The organism is Rhodococcus sp. SMB37, from assembly GCF_004345605.1.
GTDB lineage: Bacteria > Actinomycetota > Actinomycetes > Mycobacteriales > Mycobacteriaceae > Rhodococcus.
Genome location: NZ_SLVY01000002.1, coordinates 127,493 through 145,093, shown reverse-complemented (window position 1 = coordinate 145,093; position 17,601 = coordinate 127,493). Strand labels below are relative to the sequence as shown.

The 17,601-nt window shown below is 67.5% G+C and carries 16 protein-coding genes; 12 read left to right on the top strand and 4 right to left on the bottom strand.

Going from position 1 to position 17,601, the window contains the following annotated elements; all coding sequences use genetic code 11:
• The first annotated feature begins 18 nt into the window (after positions 1–18).
• The 3 genes from EV641_RS03995 to EV641_RS03985 are packed head-to-tail and all read left to right on the top strand — an operon-like array spanning position 19 to position 2,986.
• Positions 19–798 (top strand): enoyl-CoA hydratase-related protein, encoded by a 780-nt coding sequence (locus tag EV641_RS03995; RefSeq protein ID WP_054717655.1) that lies wholly within the window; start codon positions 19–21, stop codon positions 796–798.
• Between the two features lie 52 nt (positions 799–850).
• Entirely contained in the window at positions 851–1,828 is a 978-nt protein-coding gene (locus EV641_RS03990) for a class I SAM-dependent methyltransferase (RefSeq protein ID WP_132470873.1), read from the top strand.
• Positions 1,829–2,986 (top strand): class I SAM-dependent methyltransferase, encoded by a 1,158-nt coding sequence (locus EV641_RS03985; RefSeq protein ID WP_132470872.1) that lies wholly within the window; start codon positions 1,829–1,831, stop codon positions 2,984–2,986.
• A gap of 24 nt (positions 2,987–3,010) precedes the next feature.
• Here the strand turns inward: EV641_RS03985 and EV641_RS03980 are convergent, their stop codons facing one another.
• A complete protein-coding gene (locus tag EV641_RS03980; RefSeq protein WP_132470871.1) occupies positions 3,011–4,318 on the bottom strand; it encodes a PQQ-binding-like beta-propeller repeat protein in 1,308 nt (435 codons plus the stop codon).
• Positions 4,319–4,413: 95 nt separating this feature from the next.
• On the opposite strand from EV641_RS03980, the gene EV641_RS03975 reads away from it, so the two are divergent.
• Both EV641_RS03975 and EV641_RS03970 read left to right on the top strand, forming a co-directional pair.
• Positions 4,414–5,178, top strand: a complete 765-nt coding sequence (locus EV641_RS03975) for an acyltransferase (RefSeq protein WP_132470870.1) — start codon at positions 4,414–4,416, stop codon at positions 5,176–5,178.
• Between the two features lie 24 nt (positions 5,179–5,202).
• A complete protein-coding gene (locus tag EV641_RS03970) occupies positions 5,203–6,708 on the top strand; it encodes an amidase family protein (RefSeq protein ID WP_132470869.1) in 1,506 nt (501 codons plus the stop codon).
• A 23-nt stretch (positions 6,709–6,731) separates the two neighbouring features.
• Here EV641_RS03970 and EV641_RS03965 read toward each other — a convergent pair whose 3' ends face one another.
• From EV641_RS03965 to EV641_RS03955, 3 genes are read right to left on the bottom strand one after another with little or no spacing between them, the layout of a single operon-like run.
• Positions 6,732–7,979 (bottom strand): glycosyltransferase family 4 protein, encoded by a 1,248-nt coding sequence (locus EV641_RS03965; RefSeq protein ID WP_132471092.1) that lies wholly within the window; start codon positions 7,977–7,979, stop codon positions 6,732–6,734.
• Positions 7,980–7,999: 20 nt separating this feature from the next.
• Positions 8,000–9,523 (bottom strand): glycoside hydrolase family 57 protein, encoded by a 1,524-nt coding sequence (locus EV641_RS03960; protein WP_132471091.1) that lies wholly within the window; start codon positions 9,521–9,523, stop codon positions 8,000–8,002.
• Positions 9,524–9,549: 26 nt separating this feature from the next.
• Positions 9,550–10,383 (bottom strand): class I SAM-dependent methyltransferase, encoded by an 834-nt coding sequence (locus EV641_RS03955; protein ID WP_241996859.1) that lies wholly within the window; start codon positions 10,381–10,383, stop codon positions 9,550–9,552.
• A 175-nt stretch (positions 10,384–10,558) separates the two neighbouring features.
• On the opposite strand from EV641_RS03955, the gene EV641_RS03950 reads away from it, so the two are divergent.
• The 7 genes from EV641_RS03950 (at position 10,559) to EV641_RS03920 (ending at position 17,588) form a co-directional block, all read left to right on the top strand.
• Positions 10,559–11,344 (top strand): electron transfer flavoprotein subunit beta/FixA family protein, encoded by a 786-nt coding sequence (locus EV641_RS03950; protein WP_054718638.1) that lies wholly within the window; start codon positions 10,559–10,561, stop codon positions 11,342–11,344.
• Positions 11,345–11,392: 48 nt separating this feature from the next.
• On the top strand, positions 11,393–12,349 hold the full coding sequence (locus EV641_RS03945) for an electron transfer flavoprotein subunit alpha/FixB family protein (protein ID WP_054718641.1): 957 nt from the start codon (positions 11,393–11,395) through the stop codon (positions 12,347–12,349).
• Between the two features lie 136 nt (positions 12,350–12,485).
• Positions 12,486–13,307, top strand: a complete 822-nt coding sequence (locus EV641_RS03940) for a GNAT family N-acyltransferase (protein ID WP_132470867.1) — start codon at positions 12,486–12,488, stop codon at positions 13,305–13,307.
• On the top strand, positions 13,304–14,182 hold the full coding sequence (locus EV641_RS03935) for a lysophospholipid acyltransferase family protein (RefSeq protein ID WP_132470866.1): 879 nt from the start codon (positions 13,304–13,306) through the stop codon (positions 14,180–14,182). Before EV641_RS03940 ends, EV641_RS03935 begins: the two co-directional genes overlap by 4 nt.
• Before the next feature lie 30 nt (positions 14,183–14,212).
• Positions 14,213–15,448: a cysteine desulfurase family protein gene (locus tag EV641_RS03930; protein ID WP_054713288.1), complete on the top strand. Its 1,236-nt coding sequence runs from the start codon at positions 14,213–14,215 to the stop codon at positions 15,446–15,448.
• Positions 15,445–16,563, top strand: a complete 1,119-nt coding sequence (mnmA, locus tag EV641_RS03925) for a tRNA 2-thiouridine(34) synthase MnmA (protein WP_132470865.1) — start codon at positions 15,445–15,447, stop codon at positions 16,561–16,563. Before EV641_RS03930 ends, mnmA begins: the two co-directional genes overlap by 4 nt.
• Positions 16,560–17,588, top strand: coding sequence for a methionine synthase (locus EV641_RS03920; RefSeq protein ID WP_132470864.1), 1,029 nt, complete (start codon positions 16,560–16,562; stop codon positions 17,586–17,588). Before mnmA ends, EV641_RS03920 begins: the two co-directional genes overlap by 4 nt.
• Positions 17,589–17,601: the final 13 nt, after the last annotated feature.

Below are 17,601 nucleotides of genomic sequence, written 5' to 3'. Positions count from 1 at the left end.
GCCTCTAGGCTGTGATGCATGGCTGAATTCGTGACACTAGAGGTTTCCGACGGCATCGGCACGATCCGGCTGGACCGCCCCCCGATGAATGCCCTGAACCGTCAGGTCCAGGAGGAGATCCGGGAAGCCGCGCGTGAAGCCACAGTGCGCGAAGATGTCAAGGCCGTGATCGTGTACGGCGGCGAGAAGGTCTTCGCCGCTGGTGCCGACATCAAGGAAATGGCCGACCTGAGCTACGTGCAGATGAGCAAGATCATCGATGATCTGCAGTCCGCCCTCGGTGCTGTCGCCGACATCCCGAAGCCCACTGTCGCGGCACTCACCGGGTATGCGCTCGGCGGCGGGCTCGAGCTGGCACTCGGCGCGGATCGTCGTATCGCCGGCGACAACGTCAAGGTCGGCACCCCCGAGGTGCTGCTCGGGATCATCCCCGGCGGTGGCGGAACCCAGCGTCTTGCGCGTCTCGTCGGGCCGTCGAAGGCAAAGGACATCGTCTTCACAGGTCGCTTCGTCGGGGCCGACGAAGCCGAGTCGATCGGGCTCGTCGACGAGGTCGTCGCACCCGACGCCGTGTACGACGCCGCTCGCACCTGGGCCTCCCAGTTCACCAAGGGTGCGGGCCGCGCACTCGCTGCAGCGAAGGCCGCGATCGATCAGGGGCTGGACACCGACCTCGACACCGGCCTGAAGATCGAGCAGCACGTCTTCGCCGGGCTGTTCGCCACCGAGGACCGTACGATCGGTATGAAGTCGTTCATCGAGAACGGGCCCGGCAAGGCCGAATTCCTGGGCAAGTAATCGCCGGGACGGGCCACTTGTCGAGAGCTTACTGCCGGGTAGGATCTGCGTCATGACTGCAAGCAGGACCGACGGGAACGATCCCGCGCCGAACCCGCACGCTACCGCCGAACAGGTCGCGGCTGCTCTCGAGGACTCCAAGCTCGCTCAGGTGCTCTATCACGACTGGGAAGCCGAGACCTACGACGAGAAGTGGTCGATCTCCTACGACGAACGTTGTATCGACTACGCGCGCGGTCGCTTCGACCTGGCGGCCGGTGAGCAGCAGTTGCCGTACGAGCGCGCTCTGGAACTCGGTTGCGGCACGGGCTTCTTCCTGCTCAACCTGATGCAGGGCGGGATCGCGAAGAGCGGGTCGGTCACCGACCTGTCGCCCGGCATGGTCAAGGTTGCGTTGCGCAATGCGGAGAACCTCGGACTCGACGTCGATGGCCGGGTCGCCGACGCCGAAACCATTCCCTACGAGGACGACACCTTCGATCTCGTCGTCGGGCACGCGGTGCTGCACCATATTCCCGACGTCGAGCAGTCGCTGCGCGAGGTGTTGCGTGTGCTCAAGCCGGGCGGACGTTTCGTCTTCGCGGGTGAACCCAGCACCGTCGGTAACTTCTACGCACGATGGCTGGGTCGCATCACCTGGGAGGCGACCACCACTGTGACCAAACTTCCGTTCCTGAGCGACTGGCGTCGCCCGCAGACCGAACTGGACGAGTCCTCACGCGCTGCGGCGCTCGAGGCGGTCGTCGACCTGCACACGTTCGATCCTGCGGATCTCGAGAAGCTCGCCACCTCGGCGGGCGCAGTCGAGGTCAAGGCGTCGAGCGAAGAATTCGCAGCTGCACTACTCGGTTGGCCGGTCCGCACGTTCGAGGCCGCGGTTCCCGAGGAGAAGCTGGGCTGGAACTGGGCCAAGTTCGCATTCGGTGGCTGGAAGACTCTCAGCTGGGTCGACGAGAACGTGCTCAAGCACGTCGTCCCGCGGAACTTCTTCTACAACGTGATGATCACCGGCGTGAAGCCCGGCAAGTAGTTGGGCTACGAGTTCACGCTCGCCGATGTCGAGTATCTGACGTCGGATCAGGGCGTCGCAGCATTGTCCGCTGTCGACGGCCGGGAACTGTCGACGCGTACGCGCCTGTCGGATATCGGCTGGGCGCGTACGTGTTTCGGCGATCGTGCGGCGCCGCTCGTCGAGACGGTGCTCGCGCGGCGAAAGGCCGCAACCAAACTCGCGGGCGCGCACGGGTGGTTGCTGACCGACGACGCGGTGCAACAGGCGACCCCGTCGCCTGTCGCTGCTCACCGGGCGCGCCGGCTCGCAGGGCGACAGGTTCACGACGTGACCTGCTCGGTGGGAGCAGAGCTGGCCGCGCTGGTCGGGGTGGCCACCACCGTCGTGGGGAGCGACCTCGACGAGGTGCGCCTCGCAATGGCGGCCCACAATGTACCCGCAGCTCATCTGGTGCGAGCCGACGCGCTGCGGCCGGTGACACGCGGAACCACAGTGATCGCCGATCCGGCGCGCAGGTCCGGCGGTCGACGCACTCACGATCCGGCCGCGCTGCAGCCGCCGCTGCCCGACCTTCTCGATGCCTATTCAGGTCGCGATCTCGCCGTGAAGTGCGCTCCGGGGCTCGACTTCGACAAGCTCGGCTGGGCCGGCGAGGTCGAGATCGTGTCGCTCGACTCGGGTGTGCGGGAGGCCTGTCTCTACTCACCCGGCCTGAGTGAGCCCGGGATCCGCCGTCGCGCCGCTGTTCTGAGGTCGGACGGGTCGGCTTTCGAAGTCACCGATGCGATGGACGACGACATCCCGGAAGAGGCGCCGGGGGAGTGGATCATCGACCCGGACGGCGCGATCGTGCGCGCGGGTCTCGTCCGGCACTACGCCGCGACACACGGTCTGTGGCAACTCGATCCACGCATCGCCTATCTCACCGGCGACGCACTTCCCGACGGAGTGCGCGGCTTCCGGATTCTCGAGCAGCTGAAGTACTCGGAGAAGAACCTGCGGCAGGCTCTGACCCGCCACGAGTGTGGTTCGGCCGAGATCCTGGTGCGCGGGGTCGACGTCGACCCCGCACAGCTACGCCCGCGATTGAAGCTGCGCGGCGACCGCGCGCTGAGCGTCGTGCTCACCCGCGTCGGCCGGACACCGGTGGCGTTCGTGTGCACACCGAGTCGCTGACATGCTCGCGGTGCGCACGTGCACTCAGTCCTCGGAGCCGTCCAGCACGTAGATCTCACCCTGCACGGTAGTGGCGACCAACTGGCCGTCCGGTCCGACCGCCGTTCCCACCGAGAATCCGGTCGCCTCGGGGAGTGCCTCTTCATCGAGGGTCTGTCCGTCGGCCACGTCGAACACGAGCGCAGTGAGGCCGTCGTCGCTCTGGGTGATCGTGTAGCCGCGACCGTTCGCCGTGAGCGCCGGGACACCGGCCTGCCGAACATCGTCGCGCTCCCACGCGGCCTCGACGCCGTCGCCGGTGTCGCGCAGGGCGGTCAGTGCACCGGAGGGGCCACCGGCCGACAACACGAGCAGCCCGTCATCGGCGACTGCAGGGCCTGTCGCCGGGGTGAATCCGAGTTCGTGACTCCATCGGGGCTGCCCCGTCTCGGCATCGATCGCCCACAACGCGCCCTCGCCGTCGTGGACGTAGACGGTGGTGGCATCGGCCGAGAGCGCAGGACTTGTCGTGGAGCCGCCCGGAAGATCGACGTTCGACCATTCCTCGGTGACCACCGGGTTGTCGCCGCCCGGGTACCGCAGGGCGACCAGTGCGGCGCGGTCGGCGCCGGTGCGCCACACCGTCGTGAAGATCCGGCCGGTGTCCTGGTCGACGGCGGGGGTGGTCGCGACGGGGCAGTCGGGGGAGCCGCCGAAGCATCCGGCCAGGCCGTGGTCGGGATCCTGACGCGGAATGTTCGTGCCGTCTGCGACTCCGGGGATCGGGACCAGATCGAACAGGGGTGCACGGAGCATCCCGGTCTGCGGATCGACGATGTTGACCTGACCGAAATGGGTGACCACGACGAGGCTTCCGTCGCCTGCGAACTGCACCACGCGGGGAGTGCCGCTCACCGGTATCCGCCACCGGCGCTGGCCGTTCTCGGTGAACGAGTACACGCCACCGGCCTCGCCGACGTACACGTTGGCGACATCGTCCGCCACCGGGCTGATATCCGCCACGGCGGGGCCGAGACGCGTGCACCAGCGTTTGCGCCCGTTGTCCATCTGGTACGAGAAGATGTTGCAGCCCGCGTCGGTGGCCGAGGTGACGGTGATCTGGCCGTTCGTTGCCACGGTCGCCGGTGAACCGACAGCGCCACCGGTCGCCCGCGACCACGACGACGTGACCTCGTCGAGTCCGTCGCTGACGGTCGTATTGCTGTTGCGCGCGTCCGAATGGCGTCCAGGCCACGCGCCCGCGGAGTACGGTCCACCGTTATCGCTACCGCACCCGCTCAACGCCAGTGCTGCCGTCGCCGTCAGCACCGCAGCTCGCCGGGCACCCCGCATCGCTCAACTCCTTCAGGACTGTCGGATTCGACTCGCCAGCGTATCGGGCCGGGTGTTTCACCTGCCGACCGAGGCAGACCGTTACGCTGCGTGCCATGACGAGCATGTGGGGTGCACCGTTGAGCACCAGGTGGCGTGGATCGCGACGCCGCGATCCGGAGCAGGCCCGATTCCTGACACCGGCATCGCTGCGATGGGTGCTGAACAACAAGGCGTACACCCCGTGGTACCTCGTGCGGTACTACCGGCTGGCGAAGTTCAAGCTGGCGAATCCGCATGTGGTGCTGCGCGGGATGGTCTTCCTGGGGAAGAATGTGGAGATCCACGCGACACCGGACCTGGCGCGACTCGAGATCGGCAAGTGGGTCCACATCGGCGACGGTAACGCTATCCGGTGCCACGAAGGATCCCTGCGCATCGGCGACAAGGTCGTGTTCGGCAAGGACAATGTGGTGAACACCTACCTCGATATCGAGATCGGCGCATCGACCCTTGTCGCCGACTGGTGCTACATCTGCGACTTCGACCATCGAACCGAGGACATCACCTATCCGATCAAGGACCAGGGCATCGTGAAGAGCCCCGTCCGGATCGGCCCCGACACCTGGATCGCCGCGAAGGTCTCGGTCTTGCGCGGCACTCGGGTCGGACGCGGGTGCGTCCTGGGAGCGCACGCCGTCGTCAAGGGCGACATCCCCGACTACGGCATCGCCGTGGGATCCCCGGCCAAGGTCGTGAAGAACCGCAAGGACGCGTGGGAGGCCGGCGCCGCTGATCGGGCGGCCTACGTCGCGGCGCTCGAAGACATCGCGCGTAAGAAGGCGGGCGACCCGCCCCTCGACGCGAATCTCGCGCCTTGACAGGCCTAGGAGGAGGTAACGGCCGTGGAGTACGCCGAGTATCGCCGCTACGACGCGGTGGGTCTTGCAGGACTCGTCGCCCGAGGTGAAGTGTCGCCGGTCGAGTTGCTCGATGCAGCACTCGCACGCCTCGAGACTGTCGATCCGACGCTGAACACGGTGGTGCGCCGTCTCGACGAGCGTGCCCGCGTTCGCGCCGACGGGCCCCTGTCGGGGCCGTTCGCGGGTGTGCCGTTCCTGGTCAAGGACCTGTTGCAGGATGTGATCGGAATGCCCACCGGGAGCGGCTCCCGAGCCCTCGCCGAGCTCCCGGCGGCGCAGAACTCCGTGGTGGTCGACCGCTGGCTCGATTCGGGGCTGGTGATCTTCGGTAAGACCAACACACCCGAGTTCGGGGCGAAGGGCATCACGGAACCGGAGGCGGGTGGGGCAACCCGCAATCCATGGAACCCTGAGCTCACACCAGGTGGGTCCTCGGGCGGTTCCGCAGCGGCCGTGGCTGCGGGTGTCGTACCTGTGGCGGGTGCCAACGACGGTGGCGGCTCGATCCGGATTCCGGCGGCATGCTGCGGCCTGGTCGGTCTCAAACCCGGTCGGGGCCTGGTACCCACGGGGCCGGTCGGTGGGGAGCCGCTGCACGGCGCAGTGTCCAACGGTGTGATCAGCCGGACGGTCCGCGACTCGGCCGCGATGCTCGACGTGATGGCCGGAGCCTATCCTGCGGCGCCCTATGCGGTAGGTGGTATTCCCGGTTCTTATGCTGCAGTGCTGAGTACGCCGCCGCGGCGCCTGCGGATCGGCTACGCGACCGCCTCTCCGATCGGTACCGGCGTCGATCCCGAGGCCGTTGCTGCGGTCGACCGCGCGGTGGTGTTGCTCGACGAACTCGGGCACCGGGTGGAACCTGCCGAGACCAGAATCGACGAGCGGCGACTCGCTGCCGACTTCCTGACGATGTGGTTCGCGTCGCTCGCGCTCGAGGTGGACGATGCCCGGCAACGCACCGGGTGTGGGCCGGGTGGGTTCGAGTTCGACACCCGCATGCTGGCCGAACTGGGCCGGTCGGTGTCGGCGCCGGATTATCTTGCCGCGCATGCCCGATGGGCGGATTACATTCGCGACCTCGCTGCGTTCCACGAACGCTACGATCTGCTGCTCACCCCGACCCTGGCGTATCCGCCGGCGCGGGTGGGTGAACTGGCCACGCCGATGTGGATGCGGGCGCTCGGGTCGGTACTCATGACGACCCGGATGGGACGACTCGCGCGCTGGAGTGGGTTGATCGACAAGGTGATCGACGACAATCTCGGTCGCACCCCCTATACGCAACTGGCGAATATCACCGGGCGCCCGGCGATCTCGGTTCCGTTGCACTGGACAGCTGAAGGAGTGCCGCTGGGCGTGCAGTTCGTCGCCCCGCTCGGCGGTGAGGCGCTGCTGCTCTCACTTACCGGCGAACTCGAACAGGCGAGCCCATGGTTCGACAGGCAGCCACCGTTGTTACCTGCACCCGACGTGTACCCGAAATAGCCCCGACCCGGGGAACCGATGGTTCAGCCGCGATCCGGCAGGGGTCGCTGCGGGATCGTCGGCCGCGCCATCGGGTGCCGGACGCGGCGTTTCGCGGCTGCGTACACCTGGACGGTTTCCTCGGCGACCACGCCCCAGTCGAAGTCGTCGGTGAGTCGTTCGCGGGCCGCGCGTGCCCGTTCCTGGGCGGCGGCAGGATCGTCGAGGGTCTCGCGGACCGCGGACACCAGGCCTGCGATGTCGCCGGGCTGGAACGACAGTCCTGTCGCGCCGTCGACCACGGCTTCACCGAGACCACCCGCGGTGGAGGTGACGAGCGGGATGCCCGCTGCTGCCGCTTCGAGGGCGATGATCCCGAACGGTTCGTAGCGGCTCGGCAGGACGATGGCGTCGGCGCCGTGCAGCCACCCGAGAAGTTCTGTGTGGTCGAGGTTGCCCACGAAGGTCACCGACCTGGCGACCCGGTGCAGACGAGCCTGTTCGCGCAGCCACTCGAACTGTGTACCCTCACCGGCGACGACGAGCGTGGTTCCCGGATGCGAGCGTCGGATCTTCGGCAACGCCGCGATCGCATCCTGCACACCTTTCTCGTACTCGAGCCTGCCGACGTACAGCAGCTGTGCGGGCACAGCCCGGGGTTGCCGTTCCCGGTACGACCAGGTGGTGATGTCGATGCCGTTGCGGATGACCGAGATAGTGGACAGCCTGGGGCCGTACAGCTCGGTGACTTCGTCGCGCATGGATGCCGAACACGTGATGAGCGCATCCGATTCGTTGGCCAGCCACCACTCGACCGAGTGCACCTGCCGGTTGATGCGACCCGACAGCCATCCGCTGTGACGGCCCGCTTCGGTGGCGTGCAGGGTGGAAACCAGTGGGACGTCGAAGTATTCGGCGAGGGCGATCGCGGGGTGCGCGACGAGCCAGTCGTGCGCATGCACGACGTCGGGCTGCCAGCCGTCGCCGATGCCGCCGCGGCTGAGCCCGACTCCCGCGCGGACCATCGCGTGTCCCATCGCGAGGGTCCACGCGAGCATGTCGGTGCCGAACTCGAAGTGCGGCGCGTCCTCGGCCACCGCGACGACGAGGACGCCCTCGGAGATGTGGGTGATCGTCGGGTGGGTCGATGCGTCGGTGCCCGTGGGGCGGCGCGACAGCACCACTACCTCGTGCCCGATTGCGGCGAGCTCGGTGGCCAGATGGTGGACGTGCCGACCGAGCCCACCCACCACGACCGGGGGGTATTCCCAGGACACCAGGAGGATCTTCAGTCGCGGGGCGATCGTCGATGTCACAGGGTGCCTCCGTGTCGTCCGGGAAGACGTCGCGCGTCGAGTCCGGGAAACAGATTGTCGGCTCGGTTCCATGCGTCGGCGAGTCGTGCCGCCGCGGAATCGCGACCTTCGGCGACAGCGGCGGCGATCTCCCGCGTCGCGTGGGCGTGCTTGTGTGCGCGGTCGCGTGCGTAGCCCGCTGCGGTGTCCTTGCTGACCATGAACGCCCAGTCGCTCGAGACGGTCATCAGTGCTTCACGAAGAATCTGGTCGTGTACCCGGTTGCGCAGGAGCGGGGCGTTCGATCCGAGTGCGTCGCGGGACTTGTCGACGGTGTCGAGAGCGGTGGCGACGACCTCGTCGTTGAGCTGGACGAGATCGGAGACCTGATCACCGGCCCACACCCGCCAGTCCTTGCCCGACCCCCAGGACGAGTCCTCGAGATCCACCGCTCCGCCGACGTATCCGCGTTCGCGTGCGTCGGACAGCGTGCCCACCTCGATCCCGGCTTCGGGCAGCGCACGCAGAAGTCGTTCGAGGAAGATCGGTCCCTCGTACCACCAGTGCCCGAACAGCTCGGTGTCGAACGCGGCGACGACGAGGGCGTCGCGGCCGATGCGGGCCGATTCGCTTCGCAGCCGCTGCCGGATGGTGTCGACGAAATCCGCGACGTGCCGATCGAGGGCCGCCGACGCGAGGTCGGGGTCGTACGGCGCCTTGTCCTGAGAGGCGACGGTGCGTCCGGTTACGCGTGAGGGCTTGAGACCCGTGTCGTGGCAATAGGTGTGGAAATCGCGATATGCCGAATGCCCGGGGTATCCGGACTTCGGAGACCAGACCCGGTAGGAGACCTGCAGATCGCGGCCGAAACACACGACGTCGGACTCGCGGACGGTGCGTCCGAGTGCGGTGTCTCCGTGCAGTGCCGGTCCGTCGACCATGAAGTGCTCGACACCTGCTGCGGCGTAATCCTTTTCCATGCCCGGGGTGAATCCGCATTCGGGCCCCCAGATGCCACGGGGGGCGTGGCGCCATCGCTGGTGTGCGTCCTCGAGCCCTTCGGACAGCGAGAACGCCCGCAGCCGGGGATCGAGCAACGGCTGGAACGGATGCGCCAGCGGCCCGCCGAGCAGTTCGACGGTGTCGGCATCGATGAGTTCGCGAACGAGGGGTGATCCGCCGTGCCGCCACCGGGTTTCGAACGTCTCGAGCGCCCAGTCGGCGGCGCGGTGCTCACGGGCGCCGAGTGCGCGATAGGACGGCTCGGCCATCCCGGCGGCCTCGTGCGCGCGCAGCTTCCAGTTGCCGAGCCAGTGGTGCATGCCGGTGAGACTGTGCGGATCGTCGAGCTGAGCGGCGAGGACGGGCGTGATGCCGAGGGTCAGCAGCCGTGTGTGCCCCTCGTCGGCGAGGCGGCGAAGGACGTCGACGACGGGCAGATAGGTCGCGGCCCAGGACTGATACAGCCATTCTTCGCCGACCGGCCACCGTCCGTGGTTCGCGAGCCACGGGAGGTGGGAGTGCAGGACCAGGGCGAACATCCCCGGTTCGCGGTTCGCTTCGGGTCTCACGGAGCGGGATCCTTCACCGCGATCGCGACCAGGTCGAGGCTGTCGTCGATGTCCTCGGGGAAGAGTGCGAAGTCGTCGGAGGTGATGGCCGCGACATCGGTGGTCAGATCGTCGGGCCACGGCTCACCGGCGAGGGCGCGTTCGATCTGCGCGTCGATGAACGACCCGCCGTACTTGGCGTCGAGTGCGCGCAGAGTGCTGCCGTGGTGGACCCCGGTCATGAGTTCGACGCGGAAACCCGCGTCCACAAGAAGTTCGGTGAGTTCGGCGGCGTCGAGTTCGCGGGTGTGGAACGGGTTGAGTGGTGTGTCGCGTCCGGGGGAGAAGGTGATCCGATTGGGTGTACTGATGAGCAGTTCGCCCCCGGGCGTCAGAACACGGTGGCATTCCCGAAGGAACTGTGCTTGGTCCCAGAGGTGTTCGATGACTTGGAAATTCACGACCGCATCGACCGATGCGTCGTCGAGGGGGAGTTCGGCGAGGTTGCCTTGGCGGACGTCGACGCGCGGGTACCGGGCGCGGATGTGCGCGACAGCGCTCTCGTCGTAGTCGAGTCCGATGACGCGTGTGGCGACATCGGCGATCATGTCGGCCCCGTAACCTTCGCCGGCGCCGGCCTCGAGGACGGTGCGATCGGCGCATCGCTGCAGCATGTCGCGGTAGACCACTTCGTGGCGGCGGAACCAGTAGTTCTCTTCGGCGATACCGGGGACTGTCCGTTCGCCGGTCAGTGGCAGCTGTTGCGCGCCGTCGGCGCGGACGGTGGAGTCACTCACCGCCCCGAGAGTAGACCCACCGCCTGTGGCGTCGGATTCGGTGGTCCAGATCACAGCCATTTCGCTCCTTGTCTGCGGTTATGGTGAACCGTGAATTCTGCTAAGTTACCACCCAGTAACTTAGCGTTTGGTAACCTGACGCACGCGACGTGCGACAGGCACGATCAGTCGGTTCAGGCATCGCCTCTCCGATCCGAAGCAGCTACACACAGGAGGTCGACGTAGACCCATGACGAACATCGTCGTTTTGATCAAGCAGGTCCCCGACACGTGGTCCGAGCGCAAGCTCACCGACGGCGACTTCACTCTCGACCGTGAAGCAGCCGATGCCGTGCTCGACGAGATCAACGAGCGGGCCGTCGAAGAAGCCCTGCTCATCAAGGAGCGCGATGGCGGCGAGGTGACCGTCCTCACGGCCGGTCCCGACCGCGCCACCGATGCGATCCGCAAGGCGCTGTCGATGGGTGCTGACAAGGCCATCCACCTCAACGATCCTGCTCTCCACGGCTCGGACGCCATCCAGACCTCGTACGCGCTTGCTGCTGCGCTCGGTCAGATCGAGGGTGTCGAGCTGGTCATCGCAGGTAACGAGGCCACCGACGGTCGCGCAGGTGCTGTGCCCGCGATCATCGCCGAGTACCTGGGCCTGCCCCACCTCACCCACCTGCGCAAGCTGACCGTCGCCGACGGTAAGGCGTCCGGCGAGCGCGAGACCGACGAGGGACTCTTCGGCATCGAGGCTCCGCTGCCGGCCATCATCTCGGTCACCGAGAAGATCAACGAGCCGCGCTTCCCGTCCTTCAAGGGCATCATGGCCGCGAAGAAGAAGGAAGTGCAGACGTTCACGCTCGCCGAGATCGGTCTCGACCCGGAGATCTTCGGTGTCGCCAACGCTGCCACCACCGTCACCGGCGTTACGCCGAAGCCCCCGCGTACCGCAGGTGAGCGCGTCGCGGACGAGGGCGAGGGCGGCAACCAGATCGCCACGTACCTGGTCGGCCAGAAGATCATCTGATCGCGCCCCACGGCACACAGCAGACATATCTAGGGAGAGAAGCAAGCAATGGCAGAAGTACTTGTGCTCGTCGAGCACGCCGAGGGTGCACTGAAGAAGGTCAGCGTCGAGCTCATCACCGCCGCTCGTGCACTCGGTGAGCCGTCCGCCGTCGTCGCCGGTCCTGCCGGCACCGCAGACAAGCTGCAGGAAGCCCTCGCCGCGGCCGGTGCCGCCAAGGTCTACGCCGCCGAATCCGACATCGTCGACGGCTACCTGGTGACCCCGAAGGTCGACGTCCTCGCCGCCCTCGTCGAGTCCACCAGCCCCGCAGCGGTCCTCACCGCAGCATCGGTCGAGGGCAAGGAGGTGTCCGGCCGTCTCGCCGCGCGCATCGGCTCGGGCCTGCTCGTCGACGTCGTCGACGTCAAGAGCGACGGCTCGGCCGTCCACTCGATCTTCGGTGGCGCGTTCACCGTCGACGCCAAGGCAAACGGCGAGGTTCCGGTCATCTCGGTTCGCCCGGGTGCCATCGAGTCCGCTCCACAGGCCGGTGCCGCAGAGCGCGTCGACGTCGAGGTTCCGGCGCAGGAAGAGAACGCCGTCAAGGTCGTCTCGCGTGAGCCCATCGTCGGTGGCGACCGCCCCGAGCTCACCGAGGCGTCGATCGTCGTCTCCGGTGGCCGGGGTGTCGGCAGCGCCGACAAGTTCTCGGTCGTCGAGGAACTCGCCGACTCGCTCGGTGCCGCAGTCGGTGCGTCCCGCGCCGCTGTGGACTCCGGCTACTACCCGGGCCAGTTCCAGGTCGGTCAGACGGGCAAGACCGTCTCGCCGCAGCTGTACGTGGCGCTCGGCATCTCCGGCGCCATTCAGCACCGCGCCGGAATGCAGACGTCGAAGACCATCGTCGCGGTCAACAAGGACGAAGAGGCCCCGATCTTCGAGATCGCGGACTACGGCGTCGTGGGCGACCTGTTCAACGTCGCACCGCAGCTGACCGAGGCCGTCAAGAAGCACAAGGGCTGATAGGTCCTTCGCGTAGTACTCCGCGCGGCCCCACCCCGGTGAGTCCAGGGTGGGGCCGCGCGGTTGTTCCACCCTGTTCACGAACGTGACACCGCAGCGCTGCCGTCGTGCAGCACCGCCGCGCTACACCTGCAACATGACCACATCAGCGGTGCTGTCACATACACGAGAATTCACGGTTCCGGTGCTGTCCGGTCCAAGATACTCCCTGAGTATCTCCACCGAGGCACACCACCGGGAAGCAGCGCAGCGGCTTCGGCGCCGGGTGTTCGACACCGAACCCGGTTTCACACTCCCAACGGACGGAAGCGACCTCGACGTCGACCCGTTCGACGAGTTCTGCGACCACCTGCTCGCGCACGAGATCAGCACCGGCGAACTCGTCGGCTGCTACCGGATGCTGCCGCCGCGCGCGGCGGCAGCGGCCGGCGGCTACTACACCGCCACCGAATTCGACCTCTCAGCACTCGACCCCCACGGGCTGCGTGCCGTCGAGATGGGCCGCGCATGCGTCGATGCGGCGCACCGCTCCGGGTCCGTCCTGACCCTCATGTGGGCCGGGATCCTTCGCTATCTGGAACTGACGGGTCACGATCGGGTCATCGGCTGTGTCTCGGTGTCGATGCAGCTGACGCCCGGTGATGCTGTGGGAGTGAACGTCCGCGGCGTTCGCGACATGGTGCTGGGGCGCCACAGTATCGAACCGGAACGGCGCGTCCGCCCCCTGAACCCGGTGGTGGTCGACGGCCGATGCCTCGACGAGGTCGACGAGCCCGCGAGGGTCGTCGTTCCGCCGCTCATGCGTGGATATCTGCGACTCGGTGCCCAGATCTGCGGTGAACCCGCACACGATCCTGAATTCGGCGTAGCGGACTTCGTCGCCATGCTGAGCCTGCACGACGCGAACGTCCGTTACCTCGAACGCCTGCGAGGCGCTGCCGAGAGCAACGAAGCATGACCACGCGCGCGCATGCGTGGATGCCCGCGAGCCCATGCAGCAACGGCTGCCTTCCCTCGACGTCACCCCGGGTCGCATGGCCGACCGTCGTCATGCGTGCCGTCACCGTCGTGATGGTCCTCGCGTGTGCGCCGATCCTCGTGGCGGCCCGACTCGTTCCGCCCTCCGCACGAGAGGCCCTGCTGCGTGCGGGCGCGCGCGGACTGCTGCGATGCGTGGGAATGCGCGTCGACGTCACCGACCTTCGTGACAGACGTGGATACGACGGGGGCCTCCTCGTCGTGGCACCACACGTGTCGTGGACCGACGTGCTCGTGGTCATGGCGGTGGTTCCGGCCGGATTCGTGGCGCGCGCCGACCTCCTCGACTGGGGCACGCTGGGGTCGCTGGCGCGGCGGATGCGGGTGATCCCGATCGAACGCGAACGCCTGCGTGCTCTGCCCGGTGTCGTCGACACCGTCCGGACTCGGTTGGAGGGCGGCGAGCGCGTCGCGGTCTTCCCCGAGGGGACAACCTGGTGTGGTCGTGCATACGGGGGCTTTCGCTCGGCACTGTTCGAGGCGGCCATCGATGCGGAATGCCCGGTACAGCCCATCGGGTTCGCCTACCTCGACCACACCGGGGTCCGGACCACCGGTCCCGCATTCGTGGGTGAGGAGACGATCGGAGCCTCGATCGGCAGGCTCGTGCGCTCGCGGGGGCTGGTCGTGTCGGTGACCGTCGCACCGCTCGAGTGGCCGGGTACCGATCGCCGCGACCTCGCTGCCCGGTGTGAGCGGGCGGTGCGACCGGCCCAACAGGTTGCCGTGCCGCACGTGGTGGCGACAGTGGCGCCGGAAGTGAGCGCACCGTCACCCAGGCGACCGCAACGGTGACCCGACCGGACCGGCTATCCTTGATCGGTCATGACCTTGCCCGCCGCCGGTCCGTCCGGCACCCCGAAGACCGTCTACCTCGACCACGCCGCGACCACGCCCATGCTGCCCGCGGCGATCGAGGCGATGACGCAGGTGTTCGCCACGGTCGGAAACGCGTCGTCCCTGCACGGATCCGGTCGTGCCGCCAGGCGCCGCGTCGAAGAGGCACGCGAGTCGATCGCGGCCGATCTCGGCGCACGCCCCTCAGAGGTGATCTTCGTCTCGGGCGGTACCGAGGGCGACAACCTCGCTGTCAAGGGCATCTACTGGGGTCGGCGTGCACAGGATCCGCGTCGCCGTCGCATCATTGCGAGCGCGGTGGAACATCACGCGGTCCTCGATGCTGTCGAGTGGCTCGTCGAGCACGAGGACGCGGACGTGACCTGGCTGGCCGTCGACGAGAACGGGCGTGTCGATCCGCGCACGTTGCGCGAGGAACTCGAGGCGCACGCCGACGAGGTTGCTCTCGTGACCGTGATGTGGGCGAACAACGAGGTCGGCACCGTGATGCCGATTGCCTCGCTCGCTGCGGTTGCCGCAGAATTCGATATTCCGATCCACAGCGACGCCGTCCAGGCCGTCACGCACCTTCCCGTCGACTTCGCAGACAGTGGTCTGTCCGCCCTCACCGTGGCCGCACACAAGTTCGGTGGCCCCCAGGGAGTGGGTGCGCTACTGCTCGGCCGGCAGGTGCCGTGTGTTCCGCTGGCCCACGGCGGCGGTCACGAACGCGACGTTCGGTCCGGGACCCAGGACACCGCGTCGATCGCGGGCATGGCGACGGCGCTTCGCCATGCGACCACTGAACTGCAGTCACGGAGCGTCGAACTCGAGGTTCTGCGCGACGCACTGATCGCCGGTGTCGAACGGGTCGTGCCCGACGCGGTGCTCAACGGGCCGCGCGGAGCCGACCGCTTGCCGGGCAATGCGCATTTCACTTTCCCCGGGTGCGAAGGCGATTCGTTGCTGATGTTGCTCGACGCTGCCGGGATCGAATGCTCGACGGGTTCGGCATGCACCGCGGGAGTCGCGCGAGCGAGCCATGTGCTGGTCGCAATGGGATGCGACCCCGCCACCGCCCGGGGGTCCCTGCGATTTTCGTTGGGGCATACCACGACCCGAGAAGATATCGAAGTCCTACTCGCGGCGTTGCCGCAAGTGGTGGAGAGAGCGCGCGCTGCCGGAATGGCGAGTGTCGGCGGACGAGGAGGTGACCGGGGATGAGGATTCTTGCGGCGATGAGCGGCGGTGTGGACTCGGCGGTTGCCGCGGCCCGTGCCGTCGACGCAGGTCACGAGGTGGTCGGTGTGCATCTGGCGCTGTCGACGGCGCCGGGAACGTTGCGCACCGGCTCGCGCGGATGCTGCTCCAAAGAGGATGCCGGCGATGCGCGCCGCGCCGCCGATGTGCTCGGAATTCCGTTCTACGTATGGGATTTCGCGGATCGCTTCAAGGAGGACGTGATCGACGATTTCGTTGCGTCCTATGCCGCGGGGCAGACCCCGAACCCATGCCTGCGATGCAATGAGAAGATCAAGTTCTCGGCGCTGGCGGATCGCGCCGTCGCCCTCGGGTTCGACGCCGTCGCGACCGGCCACTATGCGCAGCTCGACGACGGCGTTCTGCGTCGTGCGGTCGACGCAGACAAAGACCAGTCGTATGTGCTGGCAGTGTTGACGGCGGAACAGCTCTCGCGTGCGATGTTCCCCGTGGGCGACACCCCGAAGGAACAGATCCGCGAGGAGGCCGCCGAGCGTGACCTGGCGGTGGCGAACAAGCCCGACAGCCACGACATCTGCTTCATCCCGTCGGGCGACACCCGCGCATTTCTCGGAGCCGAGATCGGTGTCCGGCCGGGTTCCGTCGTCGACGCCGACTCGGGTGAGATCCTCGCCGAACACGAAGGTGTGCACGGCTTCACGATCGGGCAGCGCAAGGGTCTCGGGATCGCCGGACCGGGCGCCGACGGGCGCCCTCGCTACGTCACGGAGATCGAACCCGAGACCGGCACCGTGAAGGTGGGTGGTGCCGAACGCCTGCAGGTGTCGTGGATCAGGGCCGAACGTGCCGTGTGGACATCGGGTTCCGCGCCGGTCGGACCGATCGAATGCGTCGTACAGGTCCGCGCGCATGGAGGCCTCGCCGAGGCGGTCGCCGAAGCTGTCGGCAGCGTCGACGATGTCGCGGACCGCGACGGTGGTATCGAGATCTCGCTTCGCGAACCGCTCACCGGTGTCGCTGCAGGGCAAGCGGCGGTCTTGTACCGCCGCGATCCGGGGGGCGACATCGTCCTCGGTAGCGGCACGATCGCGGCAACCGACACGGCCGGAGAACAGTGACGACAGAGCAGACCGGTACGAATCCCTGGGCGGGGCTTGCCACCGGAATCGGATCATGGCCGGGCACCGACGCCCGGGAAGCTGCCGCGGTGATCATAGGAGAACTTCCGGCGCTGCCGCACGTGGTCGAACTCCCCGCGCGTGGGCTCGGTGCCGACATGATCGGCCGGGCCGGCGCAGTGCTCGTCGACATGCATCTCGACACCACCACCACCGGCTACCGTCTGCGCGGCGGACGGGGTGCGCTCGCCCGTGTTGCCGAGGACCTGCTCGAACAGGATCTCGACGCATTCGAGGAGGCGTGGGAGCTCGCAGGGGCCGGTACCGATCGCACCGTCAAGGTGCAGTCGATCGGACCGTGGACGCTCGCCGCGCATACCGAGCTTGCGACAGGCAAACGCGCTCTCGTCGACCGAGGCGCGGTGCGCGACCTGTCGGAGTCTCTCGCGGAAGGTGTCGCACGGCACGCGGCCGAACTCCGCCGGCGCCTCGGCGTCTCGACCGTCGTCCAGCTCGACGAGCCGGCACTGCCGGCCGTGCTCGCCGGGTCGCTGAAGGGACGCACCATGCTCGAAACCGTGCCTGCCGTGCCCGAACCCGAGGTGCAGCACGTCCTCGATGTGACTCTCGCCGGCCTCGGATCACCGACCGCGGTGCACTGCTGTTCGGGTGGTCTGCCTGCGGACCTACTGCGTCGTAGTATGGCCGTCGCCGTCTCGTTCGACCTCGCGCAACTCACAGCGGCAAATCTCGACGCAGTGGGCGAACTGCTCGATTCGGGTACGACTCTGCTGCTCGGTCTGATACCGACGACCGCGCCGGAGAAGCATCCGACCTGGCAGGAGCTGGCGAAGCCGGCCGTAGCGCTGATCGACCGGCTCGGATTCGCCCGCACCACGTTGCGTTCGGTATCGGTCACCCCCGCGTGCGGTCTGGCCGACGCCGACCCCACCTGGGCACGGACCGCGCTCCGGTTGGCGAAAGACATCTCTGCCGCGTTCACGGAAGACCCCGAATCACTCTGACGAGTCGGTCGGT